We start from the raw sequence: 25,803 nt of genomic DNA, 5'->3' as shown, positions 1-25,803 counted from the left end.
GCCTAATCGCACCGGGTGCGCGCGGGCCGACCCGCCTCAGAGCTTCGTGATGGGAGCGATCTTGATGAGCAGCTTCTTCTGCCCGGCCGAGTCGAAGCGCACGTGCGCGATGCGCTTCGCCCCTTCGCCGGTCACCGCCTCCACGCGCCCATCGCCGAAGTCGTCGTGACGGATGCGGTCGCCGGAGGTCAGCTCGAGGTCGCCGTTGTCGCGCACCTTGCCCGTGACCTTGTTGGGGAAGCGGTCCATCGCGGTCGACAGCGGCTTGAGCGACTCGCTGCGCCCCAGCGGCTGCGGGCTGAATCGGTCACGACCCTGCGAGCCGCCGCCTGAGCCGCCCCAGCCACCGGCTCGCCGGGCGTTGAGCGCCCGCGACTGCATACCGCCGCGCGAGTTCACGTCGCCTGGCGACTGGCGCCAGTCGATCAGGTCACCGGGTATCTCCTGCAGGAAGCGGCTGGGCATCGCGACCGACACCTCGCCGAACTGCGCACGCGTCATGGCGAGCGACAGGTGCAGGCGCTTGCGGGCGCGGGTGATGCCGACGTAGAACAGCCGCCGCTCCTCCTGCGGGCCGCCCGGCTCCCCCGCCGAGATGCGGTGCGGGATGAGATCTTCTTCGACGCCGGTCACGAACACCGCGTCGTACTCGAGCCCCTTGGCTGTGTGCATGGTCATCATCGAGACCGTGCCCGATTCGTCGTCGAGGTCGTCAGCGTCGGACACGAGCGCCACCTCGGCGAGGAAGTCGGCGATCGCACCGTCGGGGTTGTTGCGGGCGAAGTCGCGCGCGACGGCCACGAACTCGTCGAGGTTCTCGAGTCGCGCTTCGTCCTGGGGGTCGCGGCTGGCGCGCAGCATGTCGAAGTAGCCGCTCTTGTTCAGCAGCACCGTGAGGCCCTCGGCGACGGAGGTCGCCGGCGGCACCTCGCCCGACGACGGCGTGAGGATCTCCGACGCCTCGTTCAGCACGGCGTCGAGCTGCGTGATCGCGGCCTGGATCTTCGGTCCGACACCCAGCAGCGGCGCGTTGCGCAGGGCGTCGCGGAAGCTGAGTCCGTTCTCTTCCGCGAAGCGCGCGATGGACGTCTCGGTCACGTCGCCGATTCCGCGCCGCGGCTTGTTCAGGATGCGGCGGACGGCCATCTCGTCGGCCGGATTCGCCACGGCGACGAGATACGCCAGGGCGTCTTTGATCTCGGCGCGCTCGTAGAACTTGGTGCCGCCCATGATCTTGTACGGCACAGCCGCACGGATGAAGATCTCCTCGAGTGCGCGGGACTGCGAGTTGGTGCGGTAGAACACGGCCATCTCGGAGTACGGGATGCCCCCTCGCCGCAGCGCCTCGACCTCGTCTGCGACGAACTGCGCCTCGTCGTGCTGCGAGTAGCCGGTGAAGCCGACGATCTTCTCACCGGGCCCTCGGTCGCTCCACAGGTTCTTCGCCTTGCGGTCGAAGTTGTTGCCGATCACGGCGTTGGCCGCCGACAGGATGTTCTGCGTCGAGCGGTAGTTCTGCTCGAGCAGCACCACCTTGGCGCCGGGGAAGTCTCGCTCGAATTCGCTGATGTTGCGGATGTCGGCGCCGCGGAAGGCGTAGATCGACTGGTCGGAGTCGCCGACCACCGTGAGCGACGCCCCCTCGAGACCCGAGTCGGAGGCCGGGGCGGCATCGGGCTCGAAGATCATCATGCCGTTCATGGCATACGGCTCGGCCTGCGCCCCCTGACCGGAGACCGGACGGGTGAGCTCATGGATCAGCGCGTACTGCGCGTGGTTCGTGTCCTGGTACTCGTCGACGAGGATGTGGCGGAACCGGCGCCGGTAGACGTCGGCGACATGCGGGAAGGCGCGGAACAGGTAGACGGTCTGCCCGATCAGATCGTCGAAGTCGAAGGCGTTGGCCTTCTGCAGCGCGCGCTGGTAGTCCGTGAAGATGTCGGCGAACTTTCGTTCGGCGGGGTCGCCCAGGTTCGCCTGGCGGGCGAAGCCCTCGGCATCCGTCAGCTCGTTCTTCAGCTTCGAGATGCGCGACTGCACCGATCCGGGTGTGAGCCCGAATGCATCGGCCTCGTGCTCCTTCACCAGACGTTTCAGCAGCGCCCGCGAGTCGCCCGAGTCGTAGATGGTGAACGACTTGGTGAAGCCGAACTGCTCGGCTTCGCGCCGCAGGATCCGCACGCACGCCGAGTGGAAGGTCGAGATCCACATGCCGCGGGCGACGTCCCCGACGAGGCCGGTGACGCGCTCGCGCATCTCGGCGGCGGCCTTGTTGGTGAACGTGATCGCCAGGATCTGACTGGGCCACGCCTCACGCTGACGCAGGAGCAGTGCGATCCGCCTCGTCAGCACGCTGGTCTTGCCGGAGCCGGCGCCTGCCACGATGAGCAGCGCGCTGCCGCGGTGCGTGACGGCTTCGAGCTGCTGCGGATTGAGACCCGCGAGAAGCTCCTCGCGCCCGTCAGAAGGGCGAGGACCGGAGGAAGCGGGAACGATGAGAGGGGCGTCGGTCATGGCTCTTCGAGTCTAGGCGCGCCGACCGACACCGGCCTCCGCGGCCGGTGTCGGCCGCAAGGGGCCGGATGCCCCGAGAGCCGGACGACGGCTCAGACCATGGTGTCGAGGATCGCCACCAGCTCCTCGAACGTGGTGAGCGGGTTGAGGATCGCGAACCGGGTGTTGGGGCGGCCCGCGTGCGAGCTGGGCACGACGAAGGCGTGCTGCGTGTCGAGCAGCGCGGCCGACCAGCGGTCGTAGTCGGCGCGCGCCCATCCGTCGCGCTCGAAGACCACGACCGAGAGCTGCGGATCCCGCACCAGCGTGAAGCCGTCGCGACGGCTGATCTCCTCTGCGATGCGGTGCGTGAGCGCGATGGTCGCCGACACCGCCTGCCGATACGCGTCGACACCGTAGGTGGCCAGCGAGAACCAGAGCGGAAGCCCGCGCGGGCGACGCGTCAGCTGGATCGAGTAGTCCGACGGGCTGAAGTCCTCGGTGTCGGTGAGGGTGTCGAGGTACTCGGCGTGCTGGGTGTGGGCACGGCGCCCGCCTTCGGGATCGCGGTACAGCAGCGCACAGCAGTCGAACGGCGCGAAGAGCCACTTGTGCGGGTCGACGATGAGCGAGTCCGCGCGCTCGACGCCCGCGAAGATCGGCTTCGCCTCCGGAGCCAGCGCAGCGGTGAGACCGTAGGCGCCGTCGATGTGCAGCCAGAAGTCGAACTCGTCCTTCAGGGCGGCGCTGCCCGCGATATCGTCGACGATGCCGAAGTTCGTCGACCCGGCGGTGGCGACCACTGCGCATACGGCGTCGCCATGCTCCTCGAGCGCCGCCCGCACCGCGTCGGCACGCAGCACTCCGTCTGCTCCGGCCGGCACCGCCACGACCTCGGCATCCATCACCTTCGCGGCCGACTTGTTCGATGAATGCGCCTCGATGCTGCACACGATCTTCCAGCGCGCCGGAGCCGGGCGTCCGGCCGCCGCGAGCTTCTCGCGGGCCGTCTCGCGCGCCGCCACGAGCGCGGAGAGGTTTCCGATGGTGCCGCCCTGCACGAACACCCCGCCGGCGGACTCGGGCAGGCCGAACTCAGCCGCCAGCCAGGAGAGCACCTCGTTCTCGGCGTGCACCGCCCCCGCACCCTCCAGCCAGCTGCCGCCGTAGAGACCGGATGCCGAGACGACCAGGTCGAAGGCCATCGCGGCGATGGTCGGCGCGGTGGGGATGAACGACAGGTAGAGCGGGTGACTGGTGGTCAGGCACGCGGGCGCGAGGATGTGCTCGAACACGCTCAGCGCGCGCTGAGCGCCGAGCCCCTCGTCGGTGATCGTGCGCCCCGCCAGTCGGCTCAGCTCGGCGGGTGTCTGCGGCTTGTCGAGCGGCACGTCGTCTGACAGCATCCGCCGGCGCGAGTAGTCGAGCACGGAATCGACGATGGCCCTCGACTCGGCCGAGGCTGCGTGCATGCGCACCGCGTCCATGGGCTGTCCTTTCGACGCTGAACGGCACGGCTCTGGTGACGCCGCCGATACACGTTACATCCAACGGCACCCGCGCCATGCGCCCTATGCGATGCGGGTTCCGGGCGGCAGCCGGCGGGCGGGAGTGCGCGTGCGACCCCAGGCGCCGGCGAAGAGGGCGCCCGCGATCACCAGCTGGATGCCGAGGCCGACGAACCAGCTCGGCACGGTGCCGCGCATCCGCTCCTCGGGAGTGGGCGTCGACTCGAAGCCGCCGGCGCAGGCATCCCACCGTTCGGAGCCGGGTGGAAGCTGCGCCATCCGCACGCCGTATTTGATCTGCCCGAACAGATCCTGCGGGTAGCCGTCGTCGAACGTCGTCGGCGTCGCGTCGGCGAGCACGACGAACGGGTTCGCGGCGAGGAATCCCCACACGTAGTCGAACCGCGGCTGCTCGTAGGTGTACTCCTCCCACGAGTCGCATACCGGCTCACCCGTCGAGTCGTCCCAGGGGCGCTCGTAGTGGGTGACATCGGTGCGGATCGCCGCTCCCCCGAGCGCGAACGCGATCAGGGTCCCGATCACGAGCGCTGCGACGGCGAGGTAGGTGGCGGCGATCGAGAACAGCGGCCTGGCGATGAGCCCGCTCAGACCCACCCCCATGGCGGCGACGACGACGATCTCGGCGAGCAGCACGAGCAGCGACACGAAGAGCATCCCCGGCGTCACCCCGCCGCCGACCATCCCGGCGGCCAGGAAGGGCACCGCGATCAGCAGGAACGCGCATCCGGTGGCGACCGCCGCCAGCAGCTTGCCGACCATGATGTCGCCGGTCGTCGCCGCCGTCACCTGGACCGGCGCGAGGGTCGCGGCATCTCGATCGCCGTTGATCGCGTTGCCGCTGAGCGTCGGCGAGACGAGCACGACCAGCAGCAGCACGAAGTTGACGATGATCGAGAAGACGCCGGCGCCTGGCAGGTCGCTGTTCGAGAAGATCAGGAACGACAGCGCCGTGATGCCGAGCAGCAGCACGACGAAGACGCCGAGCAGGACGTACCAGCCGACGCTGCGCAGGCGCTGGATCAGCTCGAGCCGGGCGATGGTGAGGATGCGCGCGGCGCTCATCGCGTCCCTCCTTCCTGGGGCGACGCTGGTGGCTGCGGCACCCCAGGCGGCGGCTCGGGATGCCTGAGGGCGAGGAACGACGCCTCCAGCGCGCTCTGCGCAGGTGCGTACTCGAGCACGGGCAGGCCTGCGGTCACGAGTGTGCGCAGCGCCGCGAGGGCTGCGGTCTCGTCGGCCACCACGAGGAGTGCATCTCCGCGGTCGGCGCCGACCAGCTCGCGCGGCATGCCGAGCGCGTCAGCCACCGCGGCCGAGGCGTCGGGGGCCGCGAGGCGCACACGATAGGTGCGTGAGGTCGGTGCCACGCCTCCCGGCACGACCGAGCCCGCGATGAGGAAGACGGCGTCGTCGATCACCTCCTCGAGCTCGGAGAGCACGTGGCTGGAGATGAGGATGGTGGCTCCCTGCGCGGCCAGGTCGCGCAGCAGGATGCGCAGGTGCACCCGCGCCTCCGGGTCGAGCCCTGACGCCGGCTCGTCCAGCAGCAGCACCCGGGGGCGGTGCACCAGTGCGCGGGCGAGTCCGAGCTTCTGCTTCTGCCCGCGAGAGAGCACCCTGGCGGGCGATCCGGCGTGGGAGGCCAGGCCGACGAGTGCGAGCAGCTCGTCCGCCCGCGCCGCGGCGTCGGCCGCTGGCATGTCGTGCAGCCGAGCCGTCGTCACGATGCTCTCCCGAGCGGTCAGCGACGGCCAGGCGCCGAGGGTGTCCGGCATCCAGCCGAGCATCCGTCGCACGGCGGCGGGATCCTCGACGGGGTCGACCCCTTCGACGCCGATACGTCCGGCATCCGGGGCGAGCAGCGATGCGAGCATCAGCAGCAGCGTCGTCTTGCCTGCGCCGTTCGGGCCCACCAGGCCCGTGATCCGCCCCGGCATCGCGTGGAAGGTGGCGTCGACCACGGCATCCACCGCCCCGAACGACCGCCTGACCCCCTGCGCGACCACTCCGCTCATGACCCGAGCATAGGCGAGGGTGGCAGAATCACCCCATGCGCACGATCCTCAACATCATCTGGGTCATCTTCGCCGGGTTCTGGCTGTTCATCGGCTACGTCGTGGCCGGCATCGTGCTGTGCATCCCGATCATCACCATCCCCTGGGCGATCGCGTCGTTCCGCATCGCCGGGTACTCGCTGTGGCCGTTCGGGCGCCAGGTGGTCGACAAGCCGACCGCGGGTCTCGGGTCGGCCCTCGGCAACATCGTGTGGGTCATCCTCGCCGGCTGGTGGCTCGCACTCGGCCACATCTTCTCGGGAATCGCCCTGTGCATCACGATCATCGGCATCCCGATGGGCATCGCCGACTTCAAGCTCGTGCCCGTCTCGCTCATGCCTCTCGGCAAGGAGATCGTGCCGAGCCGCAGCGGCGCGTTCGCTGCCTGACTCCGGGCTCGCACCCGCGCCGGGTCACCCGGCCAGGTCACCCGGCGCAGGCGAACGCACGAGAACAGGACGGATCACGCTAATCCGGCCTGTTCTCGCGTGATCTCCTGCCCTCGATGACGAAGGCGCCGGCCACCGCATCGCGGGGACGGGCGCCTTCGTCGTGATCAGGCGCGGCGGCGGCGCAGGGCCATCGCTCCGAGACCGGCCAGGGTCAGGATGCCGCCCAGCACGAGGCCGGCGAGCGGAATCCCCGCGCCGGTCGTGGCGAGCTCCGGACCGGCACCGGGCTGCGCCGTGGCAGGTCCGCCCGTGCCCGGTCCGCCAGTACCCGGTCCGCCCGTACCCGGTCCGCCCGTACCCGGCTCGCCCGTACCCGGTCCGCCCGTACCCGGCTCGCCTGTGCCCGGCTCCTCCGTGCCGCCGGGAAGCGTCCCGACGCGCAGCGCCTCGGAGGTGAAGCCGTCGGCGAACCACCACACGGGGCGCCGGCCATCGACCGACAGCGAAGCGGGAGCGGTGGCGAAGCCCTCGTTGTTGATGTCGGGCAGCCCGGTCGGGCGGGCGAAGTGCGCGACGTCGGGCGATGCTGTCCCGTTCAGCGCGATCTGCGCGGAGCGGCCCTGGCATCCGTCGTCGCACACGGCCCACAGCACGTCGAGGGCCGAGTCGTAGTCCAGCCCCATCACTCCGGAGAGCCCGGGCGCGATCTCGCTCACCTGCGTCGCGGTGCCGTCAGCAGCGAGTGCGAACGCGTAGACGTGGCCGTTGTCCTCCATCGCGACGAAGAACAGCCCGTCACCGTGTCCGGCATAGTCCGCGGGATCGTACGCTCTGCCGGTGCGGTCGTCGAACAGCAGCCCGGCGAGCGCAGCATCGGGAACCCATTCGACCGCCTCGATGCCGAGGTTCGCCCCCACCTGCGACAGCTGAGCGGTGAGATCCCACTCCTGCACGGCCACCAGGTCGTCCTGCGGCTGCGTCGGGTCGACCTTCAGCACGACGTTCCGATTCACGCCCTTGACGCTGTTGTCGCGCTCGGCCGCGGCGTACACGAAGCCATCGCCGTCGACCGTCACGCCCTCCGTGTCGGGTCCGGCCGCGCCGGGATCATCGGCGTCCTTCTGGAAGCGGATGCGCCTGCCCTGCTCCCAGCCGTCGGCCTGCGTCACCGAGCCGTCGGCTTCGGCCCGCATCTTCCACAGCCTGCCCTCGCCGTTGTCGATCCCCCACAGGAACACGCCGTCGGCGCTCTGCTGCGCGTCGAGACCCGAGCTGTCCTCGAGGAAGGTCGCGATCGGGTCGAGCACGCGCACGTCCTGCGAGCCGGGCCATGCTGCGACGACGACCTCGCCGGCGCAGACGTTCGCGCTGCCCTTGGTCGACTCGGCCGTGACCGCGAAGCCGCCGGAGATGTCGGGGCAGCGCCCCCACGTGACCGCTGCATGCTGGGCACCCCAGGCCGTGTCGTCGATGAGCAGATCACCGTCGAAGAGACGCACGCGGTCGTCCTTGCCGAGGCCGAATCCGAGCTCGTCGCGTTCAATGACGAGGTACCCGAACGCCTCGATCGAGGTGCCGTCCGCGATGACGTGGCCGTGTGCTTCGTCATCGTCCTTCACGACGATGCCGCTCACGTCGAGCGGAGCCGCAGTCGGGTTCACCAGCTCGATCCAGTCGTCAGGCGATCCGCCGTCGGACTCGACCTCGTTGATGCGCACGGGGCTGCCGCACGCATTGGGCTCGCCCTTGGTCGAGTCGGGGATGTCGACGAATTCACCCGAGCCGTCGGCGCAGCGCGCCCACACGCCCTCGGCGTGATCCGGATACACGTGCTCGTCGATCGCGCGCCCTGCCGCATCGCGCACCGTGACCGTGTCGCCACCGCCGAGGCCGAACACGAACGCATCGGGCTGGTCGAACACGAACCGCGCCCCCGCCTCCAGGATCGTGCCGGCCGGCAACGGCGTGGTCTCCCCCGCGTGGCCGACGGGATCGGCATCCATCACCGTCCAGCCGGTGATGTCGACCGCGGATGCCGAGGTGTTCACGATCTCGACCCAGTCGGTGACGTCTGCGTTCGACTCGATCTCGTTGATGACCACCGACGGCAGCACGCATGCGTTGGCGGCTGCCGGGGTCGGGTGCGCGAGCACGAACGCGCCCTGGGCGTCGGGACAGCGCGCGAGGGTCGCCGCTGCGGTATCGCCGTCGATGGCGGCGTGACCGTCCCACGGAAGGGTGTCGTCGACGAGAGCGCCGGTCGCGTCGAAGAGCCGGATGCGGTCGGCGCTGCCGATGCCGATGGGGTCGCGGAACGCGGTCTCGATGCCGCCGACCAGACCTATGGACGCCTCGTCCACGACCAGGAACTCACCCGGTGCGATGGCGGTGCCCGGCGGGAACTGCCATCGGTGATCGTCGGAGTTGTCGCGGATCTCGTAGCCCGAGATGTCGAGCACCCCTGTTCCGGGGTTGTGGAACTCCACCCAGTCCGCGGGCTGCGAGTCGACCTCGTTGATGCGGATGGAGCCGCCGACCTGACCGGCGGCGACGCTCTCGTCGAGCGCGAGGGTGAGGGCATCAGCGCCCTGGGCGGCGAGGGGCGTGGCGATGAGGGCGGCCGCGCCGAGCGCGAAGACCGCCGTCGCTGCCAGCCCGCGGTGCAGACGGGACATGGGGCTCCTGAGGGAGAGAAGGACGGGTCTCCCTCAACCAAGCGGCACCGGCTTGCCGCGCTCCGACGAGCAGGTGTCCGACAGGTGAATTCTTGCGCGGGCAGAGCTGCCCGAGACCGGATGCCCGAGACGGGATGCCCGAGGGCATTCCAGCCGGATCAGCCGAAGAACGCCACGCCGAGGTCGGGGTGATCGACGAAGACGCCGTCGACGCCCGTGTCGGCGATCTGCTGCCACTCGGCCTCGTAGTCGCCGTATGCGGCCTTGCCCCCGCCGGCGCGGAAGCGCCCGTCGAGGAAGCCGTTCTCGGGCCGGCAGGTCCAGGTGAACACCCGCAGACCGCGCGCATGCGCGTCGTCGACGATCGTGTTGCCAGGGGCCAGCAGCATCTTCTTGCTGACGCTGATGCCGTCGAGCGTGCCGGCGAGTCGGTCGAGACCATCCGGCGTCACGGCGGAGGCGTAGTCGGGTGCATGGCGCCCGAGTGCGGCGACGAGATCGAACGGCTTGCCGGTCGACTCGATGAGATACACGAACGACGCGGCGATCCCGGTCCGCTGCAGTCGGTGCAGGATGGTCGACTCGAAGGCCTCGATGATCAGCGGCAGATCGCCGTCGGCCCAGCCGCCCGCTCGCAGGTCGCGTTCGATCAGCGGCGCGAGGTCGAGTCCGATGCTCTCGAAGTAGGTGGCGTGCTTGATCTCGAGCACGATCCCGATCTCGCGGCCGTGCTCCTCCGAGCCCGCCCGCACGAGGTCGAGCAGATCGGGCAGACGCAGGATCGGCTGGCCGTCGTCGAAGGTCGCGCTGGAGCGACGGATCTTCGGCAGCCGCTCGCGGGTGCGCAGCGTCGACAGCTCAGCCCAGGTGAAGTCCTCGGTGAACCAGCCGGTCAGCGAGACGCCGTCGATGCGCTTCGTCGTGCGGCGGTCGGCGAACTCGGGATGATCGGCGACATCGGTGGTGCCGGAGATCTCGTTCTCGTGCCGCAGCACGAGCACGCCGTCACTGGTGGCCACGATGTCGGGTTCGACGGCATCCACCCCCATCGCAAGGGCGAGCTCGTATGAGGATCGACTGTGCTCCGGGCGGTATCCGGGGGCGCCTCGGTGTCCGATGACGAGCGGGGTTCTCCTTGGCACGCTCACAGCGTAAAGCACCCATTGCATAGGTTCTCGCGGGTATCGTTGAGGAAAGAGTTGACCGATCCCTCGGGAGTAGAGGCCACCATGAGCAATTTCGCATTCAACAACCCGGCGTTCCAGCAGCAGGATCCGCGCAACGTGGCGTCCTACCCGGGTTCGTCGCAGGGCACATACGCGCCGCCGCCCGCGCCCGGTGCCGCCGCCGGAACCGCGTCGTTCCAGCACGCGGGCATGGATGCCGCAGCGAACGCGCAGCTGGAGGGCATGTACACCGCTCCGGCGGCCGGCGCCCTCGAGACCGACCGCATGACCGTCGAGGACACGATCTGGAAGACCGCCGGGCTCTTCGGCATCCTTCTGGTGACCGCTGTCGCCGGCTGGATGTGGACCGCCGCGAGCTTCGTGAACACCGGCCGTGCCGACATGACCCCCTGGATCGTGGGCGCCCTCGGCGGCTTCGTGCTGGCCATGGTCGTCACCTTCACCTCGCGCAAGAAGGTCCGGCCCGCGCTGATCTGGGCCTACGCCGCATTCGAGGGGCTCTTCGTCGGAGCCATCTCGGCGTTCTTCGAGCTCATCTGGCCGGGTGTGGTCATCCAGGCGACCCTCGCGACCATCGCGGTCGTGGGTGTGACCCTCGCCCTCTTCGCCAGCGGCAAGGTGCGCGCCAGCGCGAAGATGACGAAGATCGTCATGATCGCGATGTTCGGCTACCTGGCCTTCTCGGTGCTGAACCTCATCCTCATGTGGACGAACGTGCTCCCCGGTGACCAGGCGTTCGGCCTGTACAGCATGAAGGTCGCAGGCATCCCGCTCGGTCTCATCATCGGCGTCCTGGTCGTCTTCATGGCCGCGTACTCGCTGGTGATGGACTTCGACCAGATCCAGCAGGGCGTGCGCAACGGCGCTCCCCGCAAGTACGGCTGGCTGGGCGCCTTCGGCATCATGGTCACGGTTGTCTGGCTGTACGTCGAGATCCTGCGCATCCTTGCGATCCTGCGCGGAAACGACTGATCAGATCTTCTTTCGGAACGGGCTGTCCTCCGCGGAGGGCAGCCCGTTCCGCATGCCGGGATGCCATTAGCGCATTCCGAACTCCGGCACAAGGGTATGCCCCACATTCGAGGCCATCGGGCAGGGTTAGTGCATCCGGAAACCCCGGATATCACTCACAGATCGGAGACTCTCATGGGCTTCCTCGCCTTTCTCCTCCTCGGACTCATCGCCGGCGCGATCGCGAAGCTGATCCTTCCCGGCAAGCAGGGCGGCGGCTGGATCGTCACCCTTCTGCTCGGTGTGGTCGGCGCTCTGCTCGGCGGCTGGCTGGGCAGCGTCCTCTTCGGCGCTCCGCTCGAGGAGTTCTGGAGCCTGCAGACCTGGCTGCTCGCGATCGGCGGTTCGATCATCGTTCTGCTGATCTACGGCCTCATCGTGGGACGCGGTGACCGTCGCGCCTGACACGCCACTCGCCTGACTCGGGCCCGTGACTCGCGGCCGCTGCCTTCGCCTTGGCAGCGGCCGCGACTGCGCGCGCGGCGCACTCACGCCGAGCCGGCGTCGTCGAGCGCCTTCTGTTCGAGGATCGAACGTTCCCTCGCATTGCCAGCCAGGCCTGCCGCGACCCTGAACTCCGACCGCGCCTCATCGTGCCGGCCCAGTCGCAGCAGCATCTCGGCGCGCGTGGCAGGGAGCAGATGGTACCCCCGAAGCGTCCCCGACTCGACGAGGCGGTCGATGATCTGCAGCGCCGATGCCGGGCCGGTCGCCATCGCGACCGCTGCCGCTCTGTTCAACTCGATCACAGGCGACGGCGTCAACTGGCCGAGCGCCTCGTACAGCAGCACGATGTGCTGCCAGTCGGTGGCATCGACCGATTCCGCCACCGCGTGGCATTCGGCGATGGATGCCTGCAGGGCGTAGCCGCCCCTGCCCCGCCCGAGGGCGTCCACTCTGGCGAGAGCGGCCCTGCCCCTGGCGATGGCGCTGCGGTCCCACCGCCGGCGATCCTGATCGGCCAGCAGCACCGGTTCGCCGTTCGCATCGGTGCGGGCCGGGAAGCGAGCCGCTGTCAGCTCCATCAGTGCGAGCAGGCCGTGCACCTCCGGTTCGCCGGGCAGCAGCTGGGCGAGGACGCGCGCCAGCCTGGTCGCCTCACGACCGAGGTCGGGGCGCAGCCAGTCTTCGCCGGAACTCGCCGAGTGCGCCTCGTTGAAGATCAGGTAGAGCACCGCCAGCACGGCGCCGACCCTGGCACCGTGCTCTTCGCGCGGCGGCAGCTCGAACGGCACGTGTGCCGCCGAGAGCGTCTTCTTCGCTCGCACGATTCTCTGCTGCACGGTGGCCACCGGCACCAGGAAGGCGCGGCCGATCTGCTCGGTCGTGAGACCGCCGATCACCCGCAGGGTCAAGGCGACCTGCGCCTCCCTCGAGAGCACGGGGTGGCAGGCGATGAACAGCAGCCTGAGCACGTCGTCATCGATGGCATCCGGGTCCCAGGGCTCGGCCTCGAGGGCCTGCTCCCGCTCGAGGTCGTGCGCGACCGCCGCGACCCTCTCGTCATAGCGCGCGCGGCGTCGCCAGGAGTCGATCGCGCGACGCTTGGCGACCGCGGTGAGCCAGGCGCCGGGATTGGCGGGCACACCCGCAGCCGGCCACTGCACGAGCGCCTCTGCCAGGGCATCCTGCGCGAGGTCCTCTGCCAGGGCGAAGTCCCCCGTCAGCCGCGTCAGGGTCGCGATGATCCGGGCGGACTCGATGCGCCAGACGGCGGCGACCGCGCGCCCGGCGGAGCCGTCGGCTCCGCCGGGTCGCGGCGTGTCTTCAGGCTTCATGAGCGCAGCCTCACTCCGCTGCTCGGCGCGCCTGCTCCTCGCGCCAGCCCGCCTCCTTCTCGATCCACTCGTTGTCGGCGGGGAAGTCCTCCATCTCCGTCACCCGGCGCACCTCGAGGAACGAGCCGGGCCCGAGCGGCGCGCGGCCGGCCCACTCCGCGGCCTCTTCACGGGTCGCCGTCTCGATGATCCAGAACCCGTTGAAGAGCTCCTTCGTCTCGCCGTACGGGCCGTCGGTGATCAGGGGCTTCTCGGCGCTGAAGTCGACGACGAAGCCCTCGGCCGCGTCGGTGAGCCCCTCCCCCGCGAGCAGCACGCCCGCCTTCATCATCGACTCGTTGTACGCCCCCATCGCGGCGATCACCTCGTCGAACGGCATCTGCTCGTACGCCTTCACTGCCTCGTCGGTCGCGCGCATGATCAGCATGAACTTCATGGTCTCTTCTCCTCGTGGTGGGGCCGTGTCTCGACCCTCTCACTCCGTACGTCGAACGAGAAGCGCGCAGATCGACATCGACGCCGAGAATCTCTGAGATTCTTTTCGGATGAGCCTCGTCGATCAGATCCGCTCCGCCCTTCGGGAAGCGGCCGACCCCTCCCTCGCCCCCGGACAGCAGGCGTACATGAAGTCGGCCATGCCCTTCCTCGGCGTGCGGGTTCCGGCGGTGCGGGCTCTCGTGCGCGCAGCCGGGCGGGATGGCGCGGATGCGGCCGAGCTGATCGGCACCGCCCTCGCGCTGTGGCGAGAGGCGGAGTTCCGCGAGGAGCGCTACGCCGCGCTGGCCGTGATGGCGCTCAGGCCCCTGCGGGGCGATGCGTCGCTGCTGCCTGTGCACGAGGAGATGATCCGCACGGGAGCATGGTGGGACCTCGTCGACGAGGCGGCGGGCCGGCTGCGGGAGACCTTCGACGCCGACCCGGCGCTGATGGCCGTCGAGATGCGCATCTGGTCCGATGACGAGGACATGTGGGTGCGACGGGCGGCGATCATCTCGCAGCTGGGCCGCCGGGCCGCCACCGATCTCGACGTGCTCGAGTACGCGATCCTCGCCAACGCGCACGAGCGGGAGTTCTTCCTGCGCAAGGCGATCGGCTGGGCGCTGCGCGAGTACGGCAAGCACGACCCGGACTGGGTTCGGGGCTTCGTCGCCAGGCATCCCGAGCTCTCGGCGCTCTCGCAACGCGAGGCGCTGAAGAATCTCGGCTGACGCGCGCCGCCCGAAGACGAAGAAGGGGCCGCTGCGCGACCCCTTCTCTCACTCCCACTCGATGGTTGCCGGCGGCTTCGACGTGACGTCGAGGACGACCCTGTTGATCTCGCGCACCTCGTTGGTGATGCGGTTCGAGATCTTGGCGAGCACGTCGTAGGGCAGCCGCGTCCAGTCGGCGGTCATGGCGTCCTCGCTCGAGACGGGGCGCAGCACGACGGGGTGGCCGTAGGTGCGGCCGTCGCCCTGCACGCCCACCGAGCGCACGTCGGCGAGCAGCACGACCGGGCACTGCCAGATGGTCTCGTCCAGGCCCGCCCTGGTGAGCTCTTCGCGAGCGATCGCGTCGGCTTCGCGCAGGATGTCGAGGCGCTCGCGGGTCACCTCGCCGATGATCCGGATGCCCAGGCCTGGGCCGGGGAACGGCTGGCGGCCGACGATCGCCTCGGGGATGCCGAGCTCGCGGCCGATCGCGCGCACCTCGTCCTTGAAGAGGGCGCGCAGCGGCTCGACGAGTTCGAAGTCGAGGTCGTCGGGCAGCCCGCCCACGTTGTGGTGCGACTTGATGTTCGCGGTACCCGCTCCTCCGCCCGACTCGACGACGTCGGGGTACAGGGTGCCCTGCACGAGGAACTTCACCGGGGCGCCGCCGGTGGCCTTGGCCTCTTCGACGAGATCGCGCTGCACCTGTTCGAACGCGCGGATGAACTCGCGGCCGATGATCTTGCGCTTGGTCTCGGGATCGGTGACGCCGGCCAGATGCCCGAGGAAGGTGTCGACCGCGTCGACGGTGATCAGTCGGACGCCGGTGGACTCGACGTAGTCCTTCTCGACCTGCTCGCGCTCGCCCTTGCGCAGCAGGCCGTGGTCGACGAAGACGGCGGTGAGCTGGTCGCCGATCGCCTTGTGCACGAGGGCGGTCGAGACGGCGGAGTCGACGCCTCCGGAGAGAGCGGAGATGACGCGCGCGTCGCCCACCTGCTCGCGGATGCGCTCGATCTGCTCGGCGATCACGTTGTCGCTGTTCCAGTCGGCGGGAAGGCCGGCGCCGCGGTGCAGGAAGTTCTCGATGATGGCCTGGCCGTGATCGGAGTGCTTGACCTCGGGGTGCCACTGCACGCCGTACAGCCTGCGCTCCTCGTTGGCGAAGGCCGCGACCTTCGTCGCGTCGGTGGTGGCGAGCACCTCGAACCCATCGGGGGCGCGCGAGACCTGGTCGCCGTGGCTCATCCACACGTTCTGCTCTGCGGGCTGCCCGGCGAGCAGCGAGCTCTCGGTCGCGGGGATGTGCGCGTCGGTCGCGCCATACTCGCGCAACCCGGTGTGGGCGACCTCGCCGCCGAGGGTCTGCGCCATGTACTGGAAGCCGTAGCAGATGCCGAGCGTCGGCACGCCGAGGTCGAACACGGCCGGGTCGAGCTTGGGTGCGCCGTCTTCGTAGACCGACGAGGGGCCGCCCGAGAGGATGAGCGCCACGGGGTTCTTCGCGGCGATCTCCTCAGCGGTGGCGGTGTGGGGCACGATCTCGCTGTAGACGCCCGCTTCGCGGACACGGCGGGCGATCAGCTGCGCGTACTGCGCTCCGAAGTCGACGACCAGCGCGGGGCGCTGCTGGGTCTCGGTCTGCTCGGTCAACGGGCACCTTCCGGGGTGGTGGTCGTGGTCGCGGCGGTCTCGGACTGCACGGCGGCCTCGCGGTGGGCAAGATAGGTCTTCACGTCACGCGCGACGCGCGTCTCCATGAAGAACGACAGCAGGGGGATGACGCCGCCGAGGGCGAGCAGGACGAACCGCACGAACGGCCAGCGCATCATGCTCCACATGCGGAAGCACGCGAAGAGGTAGACGACGTAGAACCAGCCGTGGGCGACGAGGATGCCCTGCGAGACGTTGAACCCGTCTCCCGTTGATTCGAGGCCGTTCGCCGTCTCGACGACCTCGGCGAACCAGAGCGGCCCGCCGGATCCTCCGAGGAACAGTTCGAGGTGGATCGGCGTGTACTTCAGCACCATCTCGGCACAGAGCAGCAGCAGCATGACGCCGGTGATGATCGAGGCGATCTGGTAGAACTTCAGCGCTCCGCGGATCGCCGGAAAGCTGGCGACTCTGGGCTCGGGCATGCCCTCCATTCTAGCCGCCGGATCGGGGTGCGCCGGTGTGCCGGGTGCGGCGCCCGATCGGGACACGACGAAGGCCGCCGGGATCGTCCCGGCGGCCTCCGTCTTCGTCCGTGCGTTGTCAGCCGAACACCAGCGGGAGCGTCACGGCTGCGCCCACGTTCGGCGTCGCCGTGAGGGTCTGACCCGCGACACCGGCCGGAACGGTGAAGGTGAACGACGCTCGCCCTCCCTCGTCGGTGGTGTCGACGATCGCCCCGTCGACCGCCGCCGTGCCCAGCTGGACCTCGCCGATGGCGAAGCTGACCTCGGTCGGCTTCTGCTCGCCCGCGCTGAATGCGAGCGATGAGAGCGCCACGGTGACCTGCTGGCCGGCCTGATAGCTGCCGGCTGCGGGGGTGACCGTCGCGCCGACTGCACGCTGGACCAGGTCCGGCGCGGCAGCCGTGGCGTCGTCAGCGGCGTTCGCCGCGAACCAGTCGACCATCGACTGCAGGTCGATCTTCCCGGTGTCGGCCTTGTTCGTGCCCTGTGCGAGCGTGCCGAAGTTGTCGCCTCCGGCGGCGAGGAACGAGTTCGCCGCGACCTTGTACGAGGCGGCCGGGTCGACCGCGGTGCCGTTGAGCGTGATCGACGTGATGCGCTGGCCCTGAGGCGCCGCGGGGTCGTACGTGTACGACAGCCCCTTCGACACGCCCAGCTTCAGGAACGGTCGGCTCGCACCGGCCGGCTGCCACTGCTCTTCCAGCACCGCCTTCAACTGGGCTCCGGTCAGCTGCAGCGTGACCAGCGTGTTGGCGAACGGCTGCACCGTCGCCGCCTCGCGGTAGGTGACGTTGCCGTCGGGGTCGCTCGCGCCCGACGACGCGTAGGTGAGGTCGGCGCGGATGCCACCCGGGTTCATCAGGGCGAGGTCGGCGTCGGTGGCCCACTTCTGCACGTCGGCGACGAAGTTGCCGATGGTGGACTCGCCACCGCGGTTCTCCCTGCCTGTGCTCAGACGAGCGCGGTTGAAGTCGCCCGAGATGCTGCCCACCTTGACGGCACCGAGCACGTCGGCCTCGGCGGTGGCCTTGTCGACGATCGCCTGGACCTCGGCGTCGGCCGGGTAGTTGCCGGCCAGCGGCCGGATCTCGTTGGTGATCGAGAGCAGCTCGACCTTGTTCTTCTTCACCTGGAACTGCAGGTTCATCACGCCGAGGTTCTCGCCATACTGACCCGCCGAGACGACGGGGCGACCGTCGATGACGTGGTTGTAGGCGAGGTGGGTGTGGGCCGAGACGATGGCATCCACGTCGTCGTCCACGCCGTAGACGATCTCGCCCAGCGGCGAGTCCGGTGTGATCGACGAGAGGTCGGAGGTCGTCGCGCCTTCGTGCACCAGCAGGATGACGACGTCGGCCTCACCGTTGCCGGCCTTGCCGTCGGTGAGGTCGTCGGCGACCGCGTTGACCGAGTCGACGATGCTGCGCACCTCGAGATCCGCGATTCCGGCCGGGGAGACGAGCGAGGTGAGGTCCTCGGTGACGGCTCCGACGAAGCCGACGCGAACGCCGTCGAGCTCCTTGACCCAGGCGGGCGCGAGAGCCGGCTCGCCGGTCTCGGTGAGGAATACGTTCGAGGAGATGTACTCCCAGTCGGCGCGCTCCTGCACGCGGTCGCGCAGGTCCTCCCAGCCCTGGTCGAACTCGTGGTTGCCCGCCGCGCTGACGTCGAGGCCGGCCGCGTTGAGCGCGTCGATCGTGGGGTTGTCATCGTTGATGAACGACGTGAACGTCGATGCGCCGATCAGGTCGCCGGCCGCGGCGAAGATCGTGTTCGGGTTCTCGTCGCGCAGCTGATCGACCGCTCCCGCCAGGACCGCGGCCCCGGCGCTGGCGCCGTTCGCCTCGATCCGGCCGTGGAAGTCGTTGATCGTGGCGATGTCGATGCTGACCGGCACATCCTTCGCCTTCTTGGCGATGCCGACGAGGATCGGGTCGTGGTCGCTCGAGCGGTAGGGCGTGCCGGTCTCGGCCGCGCCGTACGCGTAGCCGCGATCGCTCCACTCGGGCGAGTTGATGCCCCATACCGCCGCCCCGTGATCGAGCTCTTCAGCGACGGGGATGCGATGACGTGGTCGAGCGAGCCGAGCTCGCCGTCGAACGTGTAGGTGTACTGCCCTGCGGTCTTGTCGTCGACGAGGTCGCTCCAGCCGGCGTCGGTGAACACCCGGATCGGGTCCTCTTCGCTGTAGGCGTTGAAGTCGCCGATCAGCAGCATGTCATCGCTGCGGCTCTGCGTGGCGAGCTGCTCGGTGAACGCGAGCACCGACTTCGCCTGCTCGACGCGCTCGGCGTTGAACTGGCCCTGGCCGTCGGCCGGCTCCTCGCCGTCGCCGCCCTTGGACTTGAAGTGGTTCGCGACGACCGTGATCGTCCTGCCCTTGAACGAGAACGCCTGGGCGATCGGCTCACGGGCGATGTCCCACACGCTCTCGTCGACGATCGTCGAGCTCGCGCCGACGGGCTTGACGGCCTTCTTCTTGTAGATGATCGCGTTCTTGATGAAGTCCGTCGTCGCGGCGTCGTTCAGCGCCTTCGGCGTGGGCACGTACGCCCACACATCGCTGCCCGCGGCGGCGTTGAGGCCGTCGACGAGGTCTGCGAGCGCCGTGTCGGCGGGCTTGCCGAACTTGACCGAGTTCTCGATCTCCATAAGCGAGACGACCTCGGCGTCGAGGCCGTTGATCGCTGCGACGATCTTCGACTTCTGGATCGCGAACTCGGCGGCGTTCTCCGCGCCACGGGCGTCCTCGTCGTCTTCCGAGAGGGTCGTGAAGTAGTTGTAGACGTTGAACGACGCGACCTGCAGGTCTCCGCCGACCGCCGGCACCTCGGGACGGGGGTTGTTCGTCGTGAACGACACCTTCCGGTCGGCGGGCGAGGCGCTGTCAAGCGGCGTCACAGGCTGCAGACGCCAGTCATCGAATCCGTACTGCAACACGTAGGAGCGGCCCGTGAAGTCGACCGCGTCGCCATTGCGGACGACGACGTCCTTCGTGAAGTAGGGCTGGTCGGCCGGGTGATCCTTGTTGGTGACCTGGATGCTGTAGCCGTCATCGAGCAGGATGCGGTCGGCGCGGTTGGCGGCGGCGATGGCATCCGCTCCGGCACCGGGGCGCTTGAGCTCGGTGCTCTTGACGTTGAGCTCCTCGGGGTTCAGCCACAGCGTGCCGAAGTTGAAGAGCTGGTGGCTGGAGGCCACGAGGTAGTCGCCGGTGGGCGAGACGAGCATGTTCTCGTACGCCTCGCGTGCCGTGCCGACCACGCTGGTCGGCAGTGCGGTCGCCGCGGGGACGCCGACGGAGGCGGTGACCACCGTGACGGCGGATGCCGCTGCAGGGACGATCTGCGTCTGCCCGAACCGCTCGCCGACCACGCCGGTCACCGAGACGAGGTCGCCGATCTCGCCTGGCACGCTCTTGTCGTCGAGGAACACGAAGACGCCGTCGGAGGCGCCGGGCGTGCTGTCGTTCGCGCCGCCGGAGCCGGCGGTCTGGATGACGATGCCCTTGTACCCGCCCGTGCGGTAGTCGGCGGTGATCACGCCCTGGACGGTGACGTTCTGGCCGCTGAGCGGTGAGACGTCCTTGGTGCCCTGCACCTCGGCGATCGTCGCCGTGATGCTCGGCTCGGGGTCGGTGCCGCCGGTGCTGCCGGATCCGGTGGGCGTGATGGATGCCGAGAGCGAGAAGTCGGCCTTGTTGCTATCGGTGTCCTTGCCGTCGGTGCGGTTCAGCGACTTCACATCGGTGTTTCCGGCCGGAGCGCCGGCAACGGCGCCCTCGAACGTGTTGGAGGCGCCGTAGCCGAGCAGATCGACGACTCCGGACGAACCGGCTGCGTCGCCGACGGGCAGCGTCACGGCCGTGGTCGACTGCACGAGCGCGATGGTGCCCGTGGTGCCGCTCGGGGTCAGCGTGCTGGTCTGGTCCGGCGCAGGAAGGTCAGCACCGGCTGTGCCGTTGCTGTTCGCCTGCACGAGGAAGTAGCCGCCGGCCTTGATGGTGCCCTTGAGCGCGACGACGCCGTTGGAGGCGCCGGTGCCGGTCGCCGAGCGGTACTGCAGCGACATCCCGTCGAGGACGACGTCCTTGTCGGTCGGGTTGTACAGCTCGATGAACTTGTTCTTGAAGGCGGCGCCTGCGCTGCCGCCCGACAGGTACGCCTCGTTGATCACGACGCCGGTGCCGGCGACATCCGCCATGGCGGCGGGGGCTGCGATGAGCGCTCCCATGCTCATCGTGAACGCCGTGGTGAGCGCGAGCGCCGCGATGCGCCCCCGCTTCCTCTGTGGTGCGACGGGAACAGCGCGGTTCCGGTCGGCGGGGTCGGGCATCATGAATGCGGTCTCCTCGTTCAGGGTAGGTCGACGGATCTCGTGGATCAGCCTTCGCGTGCGCGAGGACGCGCACGCGCATGAAGTGACCCTAGGCCCGACTCCCGACATCCGGCAAGAGTCTTCGCCGGCCCGTCATCGGATGGTCACCAGGCGGACGCCTCAGGTGTGGGAATCCTCGAATTCCTCGACCTCGCGCTCCCAGGCATCCCGTGCCAGGCGGTACCAGAGATAGAACGCGAATCCGGCGAAGATCGCCCACTCCGCCGCGTAGAAGATGTTCAGCCAGTTGATCGGCGACTTCTCGGCCGGTGCGGGAGAGTCGATGTCGACGAGGCCGGCCGGGGCCGTGAGGGACGCCAGGTACGGGCGGTACATGTCGAGCTGCTCGACGTCGTGCCACTGCCCGAGCAGCGCTGCAGGAGACATCCGCGTCAGCGCATGGATGTCGTCGGCCGGCGGCACCTCGACACCCTCATCGTCGATGATCCGGCCGGTGAGCGAGACGGGCGCGCCCTCGGCGCGGGCGAGGGCCTCTGCGGCGGCATCCGCCTTCTCGCGGGTCGGCGCCCAGCCGAGCGCGACGGCGATCGACGTGCGCTCGGCCACCCGGAGCTGACCGGTGACCCAGTACCCCTCTTCGTCCCTGTTGAACCGCGACGAGATCACGATGAAGTCCTCGGCGACCCACTCGCCGCTCGTGGTGACCTTCTGGCCGCCGAGCGGCTCGGGCAGATACTGCCCCGGCTCGATCACATCGGCGAGCGGTCGCACCTGCTCGGTCGCGCCGGGAGGCGGCGGGTCGGTGTCGATCGCGCGCGAGAGCTGCCACTGGCCGAGCCAGGCGAACACGCCGGCGACCACGAGGCACAGCACGAGCACGCCGATCCAGCGCCCCCGCAGCATCACCTCGCGCAGCGTCGGCGGGAACTCCAGCGGCGCGGCCGGCTGCGACTGCGTCATCCCAGCTCGTAGGGCGCGAGCACGACCTCGACCCGCTGGAACTCCTTGAGGTCGGAGTACCCGGTGGTCGCCATCGACTTGCGCAGTGCGCCGATGAGGTTGGCCGTGCCGTCGGCGACGGGGGCCGGTCCGAACAGGATCTGCTCGAGGTCCGCCACGCGGTCGACCTCGACGCGGCGACCGCGGGGCAGCTCGGGGTGGTGCGCCTCGGCGCCCCAGTGGTAGCCCTGGCCCGGTGCGCCGGTCGCGCGCGACAGCGCGACGCCCAGCATCACGGCATCCGCCCCCATCGCGAGAGCCTTGACCATGTCGCCCGACGTGCCGACGCCACCGTCGGCGATGACGTGCACGTAGCGTCCGCCCGACTCGTCGAGGTAGTCGCGGCGGGCGGCCGCGACGTCGGACACGGCGGTCGCCATCGGGGCGTGGATGCCGAGGGTCACGCGGGTGGTCGATGCCGCTCCCCCGCCGAAGCCGACCAGCACGCCAGCGGCTCCTGTGCGCATGAGATGCAGGGCGGCGGTGTATGTGGAGGCGCCTCCGACGATGACGGGAACGTCGAGGTCGTAGATGAACTTCTTGAGGTTCAGGGGCTCGAGGGCGCTCGACACGTGCTCGGCCGAGACGGTGGTGCCGCGGATGACGAACAGGTCGACGCCGGCGGCGACGACGGTCTCGTACAGCTCCTGAGTGCGCTGCGGGGTCAGCGAGCCCGCGACCGTCACGCCCGCCTCGCGGATCTCTGCCAGGCGCTGCTTGACCAGCTCAGGCTTGATCGGCTCGGAGTACAGCTGCTGCATGCGCACGGTGGCGCCGTCGGCGGGCAGCGCGGCGATCTCGTCCAGCAGCGGCTGCGGGTCGTCGTAGCGGGTCCACAGGCCCTCGAGGTCGAGCACTCCGAGGCCGCCGAGCCTGCCCAGCTCGATGGCGGTCGCCGGGCTGACGACCGAGTCCATGGGCGCGCCGAGCACGGGGATGTCGAACTGGAACGCGTCGATCGTCCAGGTCGTCGAGACGTCGGAGGGGTTGCGGGTGCGTCGCGATGGGACCACCGCGATGTCGTCGAACGTGTACGCGCGGCGCGCGCGCTTGCCTCGGCCGATCTCGATGTCCATGCTCACCCTTCCAGCCTACCCGTGGTGCTGCGAAGGCCCGGTTCTGGCGTCTGGGCCCCGTACTTCGTCGCCCGGAACAGGATGGTTCTCCAGAACAGGTCGGATTCCTGGCATCCGTCCTGTCGTCGACAACCGTCCGGTTCTCGGTGACTGCCACTCTTCCCGCACATCCACGCCCAACGGCGACTTATCCCCTGATCGTGGGTATCGGCGCTCCGACCGGCACCCGAGGTCGCCATCGTCGAAGGATGAGGGCTCCGATCATGAAGTGGATGCAGCAGCGCAACGGCATCGCGCACAGCAGCGACCTGCGCACGGCCGGTTACACGCAACATGAGATCCGCCGCGCCGTGGATGCCGGACAGCTCGAGCGGATCCGACGTTCCTGGCTGGTCTCGGCCGAATGCTCGCCTGCACGACGTGCGGCTGCTGAGGTGAGCGGCCGCGTGACCTGCGTCACCGCGGCATCGCAGCTGCACCTGTGGTCGGTCGTCGATCCGAAGATCCACCTCGCGGTGCCCTCGACGTCGTCGCGAGTCAGTGCGCCCACCCGGGTCATGCACTGGGCGTCCGGGCCCGCACCGGTCGCCCGGTTCGCCGTCGACGACCCGATCCTGAACGTGCTCTATCACGTCGCACGCTGTCTCGAACCCGCAGAGGCGACGGCGATCTGGGAATCGGCGTTGCGCAAGACGCTCGTCACGCTCCCGCAGCTGCGTCGCACCGCGTGGCACAGCACCGCGGCGGGTGCCGTGCTCGAGATGGTCGGGGCGCTGTCGGACTCCGGCGTCGAGACGGCCTTCCTGCGTATCTGCCGCAGCTGCGGCGTACCCGTTAGGCAGCAGGTGGTGATCGACGGGCATCCGGTGGATGCCCTGATCGGCGAGCGTCTCGTGGTGCAGCTCGACGGATTCGAGTTCCACGGCTCCGCGAAGGATCGCCGCCGCGATCTGCGTCAGGATGCCCGGCTCGCCCTGCTCGGGTACACGGTGCTGCGCTTCGACTACCAGCAGGTCATGTTCGATGCCGCGTACGTGCAGCAGACCATCGTCAACGCCGTCGCACAGGGACTGCACCTTGCGCGCCGGCGTTGATCGAGGCGGTTGGACGAGCTGAGAACAGGACGGTTCGCCAGAACAGGCCGCATTCCTGGCATCCGTCCTGCTCTCGACAACCGTCCTGTTCCCGGCGACGGCCGGCCCGCTCAGCGAGCGCGCGCCACGCGCCGCTCGTCCCACACGGGCGTCTCGGACTCGTACACCTCTCCGTCCTGCCCGAACACGAGGAATCGATCGAAGGAGCGCGCGAACCAGCGGTCGTGGGTCACCGCGACGACCGTGCCCTCGAAGCGGGCGATCGCCTGTTCGAGCGCCTCGGCGGATTCGAGGTCGAGGTTGTCGGTCGGCTCGTCGAGCAGCAGCAGCGTCGCTCCGCTCAGTTCGAGCAGCAGCACCTGGAACCGGGCCTGCTGGCCGCCCGAGAGCTGGTCGAACGCCTGCTGCGCCTGCCGCACCAGCCCGTAGCGATCCAGCGCCGAGCTCGCGGCATCCCTCGGCATCCCCGCGCGACGATCGTCGCCGCGATGCAGGATGTCGAGCAGGGTGCGCCCGATGAACTCCGGATGCGCGTGCGTCTGCGCGAACAGACCAGGAACCACCCTGGCGCCGAGCGTCGCAGAGCCGGTGTGCTCGACAGGGTCGAGTGCCTGCGCGGCGTCGGTCAGATGTCCGAGCGTCGGGTCCGGATCGCTGCCGCCACCGGCGAGCAGCCGCAGGAAGTGCGACTTCCCCGAGCCGTTCGAGCCGAGCACGGCGACGCGGTCGCCGAACCAGATCTCGGCGTCGAACGGCTTCATCAGCCCGGTGAGCTCCAGCGCAGAGCACACGATCGCGCGCTTGCCTGTGCGCGCCCCGCGCAGTCGCATGTCGAAGTCCTGCGCGGGCGGACGCTCCTCCGGCGGTCCGGCGTCCTCGAACCACTTCAGCCGCGTCTGCGCCGCCCGATATCGCGAGGCGAACCCGTCGTTCGCGGTCGCCTTGACCTTAAGGGTCGCGACGAGCTTCCTGAGTTTGTCGTGCTGCTCGTCCCACCGCCGGCGCAGCTCGTCGAGCCGCTCCATGCGCTCGTCCCTGGCCCGGTGATACGTGCCGAAGCCGCCGCCGTGCACCCACGCCGTGGCTCCCGCTCCGCCGACCTCCAGCGTCACGATGCGATCGGCCGCCCTGGCGAGCAGCTCGCGGTCGTGCGACACCAGCAGCACCGTCTTCGATGTCTCCCGAAGGCGCTGCTCGAGCCACCGCTTGCCGGGGACATCGAGGTAGTTGTCGGGCTCGTCGAGAAGCAGCACGTCATCCGGTCCGCGCAGCAGCACCTCCAGGGCCAGCCTCTTCTGCTCGCCGCCCGAGAGGGTGTCCAGGTCGCGGAACCGCGCCCGCTCGAACGGGATGCCGAGCGCCGCGACCGTGCACTGGTCCCAGACCGTCTCGTGCTCGTAGCCGCCCGCGTCCGCGTAGTCGGCGATCGCGGCGGCGTAGCGCATCTGCGTCCGCTCCGTGTCGTCGTCGATGAGCGCGTTCTCAGCCTCTTCGAGCGCCACGGCCGCCGTGCGGATGCGGGCGGGCGCGACCCGGACGAGCAGATCGTGCACCGTCGTTCCCGAATCGCCGTGACCGACGAACTGATCCATCACCCCGAGCGATCCGTCGATCGTGACGACGCCCGAATCGGCCCCGAGCTCACCGCGGATGATCCGCAGCATCGTGGACTTGCCGGCGCCGTTCGGGCCGATCAGGGCGCTGGTCGAACCGGCGCTGACGCGGAATGTCACCTCGTCGAGCAGCGGCCGTCCGTCAGGCAGCGTCAGCGCGATCGCGCTGACATCGATGTGGCCCACAGCGGGCT

20 protein-coding genes are annotated in these 25,803 nt (G+C 69.4%); 5 read left to right on the top strand and 15 right to left on the bottom strand.

Annotated elements, in window-relative coordinates; translation table 11 throughout:
* Window positions 1-36 precede the first annotated feature (36 nt).
* The 4 genes from FVO59_RS09830 to FVO59_RS09815 form a co-directional block, all read right to left on the bottom strand.
* Entirely contained in the window at window positions 37-2,514 is a 2,478-nt protein-coding gene (locus FVO59_RS09830) for an ATP-dependent helicase (RefSeq protein ID WP_182252471.1), read from the bottom strand.
* Between the two features lie 92 nt (window positions 2,515-2,606).
* Complete coding sequence (locus tag FVO59_RS09825) at window positions 2,607-3,980, bottom strand: pyridoxal phosphate-dependent decarboxylase family protein (RefSeq protein ID WP_182252470.1); 1,374 nt, start codon at window positions 3,978-3,980, stop codon at window positions 2,607-2,609.
* An 84-nt stretch (window positions 3,981-4,064) separates the two neighbouring features.
* The gene (locus FVO59_RS09820) at window positions 4,065-5,084 is read right to left on the bottom strand and encodes an ABC transporter permease (RefSeq protein WP_182252469.1); all 1,020 of its coding nucleotides are present in this window, start codon (window positions 5,082-5,084) and stop codon (window positions 4,065-4,067) included.
* Entirely contained in the window at window positions 5,081-6,037 is a 957-nt protein-coding gene (locus FVO59_RS09815) for an ABC transporter ATP-binding protein (RefSeq protein ID WP_182252468.1), read from the bottom strand. The genes FVO59_RS09820 and FVO59_RS09815 overlap by 4 nt, the downstream gene beginning before the upstream one ends.
* Before the next feature lie 35 nt (window positions 6,038-6,072).
* Here FVO59_RS09815 and FVO59_RS09810 point away from each other — a divergent pair, with 35 nt between their 5' ends.
* Window positions 6,073-6,465 (top strand): YccF domain-containing protein, encoded by a 393-nt coding sequence (locus FVO59_RS09810; protein WP_182252467.1) that lies wholly within the window; start codon window positions 6,073-6,075, stop codon window positions 6,463-6,465.
* 167 nt (window positions 6,466-6,632) lie between these two features.
* Here FVO59_RS09810 and FVO59_RS09805 read toward each other — a convergent pair whose 3' ends face one another.
* Both FVO59_RS09805 and FVO59_RS09800 read right to left on the bottom strand, forming a co-directional pair.
* Complete coding sequence (locus tag FVO59_RS09805; RefSeq protein ID WP_182252466.1) at window positions 6,633-9,143, bottom strand: lamin tail domain-containing protein; 2,511 nt, start codon at window positions 9,141-9,143, stop codon at window positions 6,633-6,635.
* 158 nt (window positions 9,144-9,301) lie between these two features.
* Window positions 9,302-10,285, bottom strand: coding sequence for a glycerophosphodiester phosphodiesterase family protein (locus FVO59_RS09800; protein WP_259363148.1), 984 nt, complete (start codon window positions 10,283-10,285; stop codon window positions 9,302-9,304).
* An 87-nt stretch (window positions 10,286-10,372) separates the two neighbouring features.
* Here FVO59_RS09800 and FVO59_RS09795 point away from each other — a divergent pair, with 87 nt between their 5' ends.
* Both FVO59_RS09795 and FVO59_RS09790 read left to right on the top strand, forming a co-directional pair.
* Window positions 10,373-11,302, top strand: a complete 930-nt coding sequence (locus FVO59_RS09795; protein WP_182252464.1) for a Bax inhibitor-1/YccA family protein — start codon at window positions 10,373-10,375, stop codon at window positions 11,300-11,302.
* A 174-nt stretch (window positions 11,303-11,476) separates the two neighbouring features.
* Window positions 11,477-11,746: a GlsB/YeaQ/YmgE family stress response membrane protein gene (locus tag FVO59_RS09790; RefSeq protein ID WP_182252463.1), complete on the top strand. Its 270-nt coding sequence runs from the start codon at window positions 11,477-11,479 to the stop codon at window positions 11,744-11,746.
* Between the two features lie 83 nt (window positions 11,747-11,829).
* On the opposite strand, the gene FVO59_RS09785 is transcribed toward FVO59_RS09790, so the two are convergent.
* Together FVO59_RS09785 and FVO59_RS09780 are read right to left on the bottom strand one after the other, a co-directional pair.
* Window positions 11,830-13,119 (bottom strand): RNA polymerase sigma factor, encoded by a 1,290-nt coding sequence (locus FVO59_RS09785; RefSeq protein ID WP_182252462.1) that lies wholly within the window; start codon window positions 13,117-13,119, stop codon window positions 11,830-11,832.
* A 10-nt stretch (window positions 13,120-13,129) separates the two neighbouring features.
* Window positions 13,130-13,555, bottom strand: a complete 426-nt coding sequence (locus FVO59_RS09780; RefSeq protein ID WP_182252461.1) for a YciI family protein — start codon at window positions 13,553-13,555, stop codon at window positions 13,130-13,132.
* Between the two features lie 109 nt (window positions 13,556-13,664).
* Between FVO59_RS09780 and FVO59_RS09775 the strand changes: the two genes are divergently transcribed.
* On the top strand, window positions 13,665-14,327 hold the full coding sequence (locus FVO59_RS09775) for a DNA alkylation repair protein (RefSeq protein WP_182252460.1): 663 nt from the start codon (window positions 13,665-13,667) through the stop codon (window positions 14,325-14,327).
* Between the two features lie 48 nt (window positions 14,328-14,375).
* Here FVO59_RS09775 and guaA read toward each other — a convergent pair whose 3' ends face one another.
* The 6 genes from guaA to FVO59_RS09750 all read right to left on the bottom strand — a co-directional run bounded on the left by guaA (window position 14,376) and on the right by FVO59_RS09750 (window position 22,902).
* Window positions 14,376-15,962, bottom strand: a complete 1,587-nt coding sequence (gene guaA, locus FVO59_RS09770; RefSeq protein ID WP_182252459.1) for a glutamine-hydrolyzing GMP synthase — start codon at window positions 15,960-15,962, stop codon at window positions 14,376-14,378.
* Entirely contained in the window at window positions 15,959-16,447 is a 489-nt protein-coding gene (locus FVO59_RS09765) for a DUF3817 domain-containing protein (RefSeq protein WP_182252458.1), read from the bottom strand. The genes guaA and FVO59_RS09765 overlap by 4 nt, the downstream gene beginning before the upstream one ends.
* A gap of 118 nt (window positions 16,448-16,565) precedes the next feature.
* A complete protein-coding gene (locus FVO59_RS16520; protein ID WP_259363539.1) occupies window positions 16,566-18,338 on the bottom strand; it encodes a bifunctional metallophosphatase/5'-nucleotidase in 1,773 nt (590 codons plus the stop codon).
* Window positions 18,233-20,827, bottom strand: a complete 2,595-nt coding sequence (locus FVO59_RS16515) for an ExeM/NucH family extracellular endonuclease (RefSeq protein WP_259363146.1) — start codon at window positions 20,825-20,827, stop codon at window positions 18,233-18,235. The genes FVO59_RS16520 and FVO59_RS16515 overlap by 106 nt, the downstream gene beginning before the upstream one ends.
* A 159-nt stretch (window positions 20,828-20,986) precedes the next feature.
* The gene (locus FVO59_RS09755) at window positions 20,987-21,787 is read right to left on the bottom strand and encodes an SURF1 family protein (protein ID WP_259363144.1); all 801 of its coding nucleotides are present in this window, start codon (window positions 21,785-21,787) and stop codon (window positions 20,987-20,989) included.
* Window positions 21,784-22,902 (bottom strand): GuaB3 family IMP dehydrogenase-related protein, encoded by a 1,119-nt coding sequence (locus FVO59_RS09750; RefSeq protein WP_182256680.1) that lies wholly within the window; start codon window positions 22,900-22,902, stop codon window positions 21,784-21,786. The genes FVO59_RS09755 and FVO59_RS09750 overlap by 4 nt, the downstream gene beginning before the upstream one ends.
* 248 nt (window positions 22,903-23,150) lie before the next feature.
* Here FVO59_RS09750 and FVO59_RS09745 point away from each other — a divergent pair, with 248 nt between their 5' ends.
* Window positions 23,151-23,996 carry a type IV toxin-antitoxin system AbiEi family antitoxin domain-containing protein gene (locus tag FVO59_RS09745; RefSeq protein ID WP_182252457.1) on the top strand — a complete coding sequence of 282 codons (846 nt, stop codon included), beginning with the start codon at window positions 23,151-23,153 and terminating at the stop codon, window positions 23,994-23,996.
* 110 nt (window positions 23,997-24,106) lie between these two features.
* On the opposite strand, the gene FVO59_RS09740 is transcribed toward FVO59_RS09745, so the two are convergent.
* Window positions 24,107-25,795 carry an ABC-F family ATP-binding cassette domain-containing protein gene (locus FVO59_RS09740; protein WP_182252456.1) on the bottom strand — a complete coding sequence of 563 codons (1,689 nt, stop codon included), beginning with the start codon at window positions 25,793-25,795 and terminating at the stop codon, window positions 24,107-24,109.
* Window positions 25,796-25,803: the final 8 nt, after the last annotated feature.

Source organism: Microbacterium esteraromaticum, assembly GCF_014084045.1.
Lineage (GTDB): Bacteria > Actinomycetota > Actinomycetes > Actinomycetales > Microbacteriaceae > Microbacterium > Microbacterium esteraromaticum_D.
This window is presented reverse-complemented; position numbering and strand designations above follow the sequence as displayed.

Coding starts and splice junctions, on each gene's coding strand:
- FVO59_RS09750 (WP_182256680.1), bottom strand. CDS start 22,902: ATGGACATCGAGATCGGCCGAGGCAAGCGCGCGCGCCGCGCGTACACG.
- FVO59_RS09795 (WP_182252464.1), top strand. CDS start 10,373: ATGAGCAATTTCGCATTCAACAACCCGGCGTTCCAGCAGCAGGATCCG.
- FVO59_RS09785 (WP_182252462.1), bottom strand. CDS start 13,119: ATGAAGCCTGAAGACACGCCGCGACCCGGCGGAGCCGACGGCTCCGCC.
- FVO59_RS16515 (WP_259363146.1), bottom strand. CDS start 20,827: ATGATGCCCGACCCCGCCGACCGGAACCGCGCTGTTCCCGTCGCACCA.
- FVO59_RS09815 (WP_182252468.1), bottom strand. CDS start 6,037: ATGAGCGGAGTGGTCGCGCAGGGGGTCAGGCGGTCGTTCGGGGCGGTG.
- FVO59_RS09775 (WP_182252460.1), top strand. CDS start 13,665: ATGAGCCTCGTCGATCAGATCCGCTCCGCCCTTCGGGAAGCGGCCGAC.
- FVO59_RS09790 (WP_182252463.1), top strand. CDS start 11,477: ATGGGCTTCCTCGCCTTTCTCCTCCTCGGACTCATCGCCGGCGCGATC.
- FVO59_RS09755 (WP_259363144.1), bottom strand. CDS start 21,787: ATGACGCAGTCGCAGCCGGCCGCGCCGCTGGAGTTCCCGCCGACGCTG.
- FVO59_RS09745 (WP_182252457.1), top strand. CDS start 23,151: ATGAGGGCTCCGATCATGAAGTGGATGCAGCAGCGCAACGGCATCGCG.
- FVO59_RS09765 (WP_182252458.1), bottom strand. CDS start 16,447: ATGCCCGAGCCCAGAGTCGCCAGCTTTCCGGCGATCCGCGGAGCGCTG.
- FVO59_RS09805 (WP_182252466.1), bottom strand. CDS start 9,143: ATGTCCCGTCTGCACCGCGGGCTGGCAGCGACGGCGGTCTTCGCGCTC.
- FVO59_RS09830 (WP_182252471.1), bottom strand. CDS start 2,514: ATGACCGACGCCCCTCTCATCGTTCCCGCTTCCTCCGGTCCTCGCCCT.
- FVO59_RS09810 (WP_182252467.1), top strand. CDS start 6,073: ATGCGCACGATCCTCAACATCATCTGGGTCATCTTCGCCGGGTTCTGG.
- FVO59_RS09780 (WP_182252461.1), bottom strand. CDS start 13,555: ATGAAGTTCATGCTGATCATGCGCGCGACCGACGAGGCAGTGAAGGCG.
- FVO59_RS09825 (WP_182252470.1), bottom strand. CDS start 3,980: ATGGACGCGGTGCGCATGCACGCAGCCTCGGCCGAGTCGAGGGCCATC.
- FVO59_RS09820 (WP_182252469.1), bottom strand. CDS start 5,084: ATGAGCGCCGCGCGCATCCTCACCATCGCCCGGCTCGAGCTGATCCAG.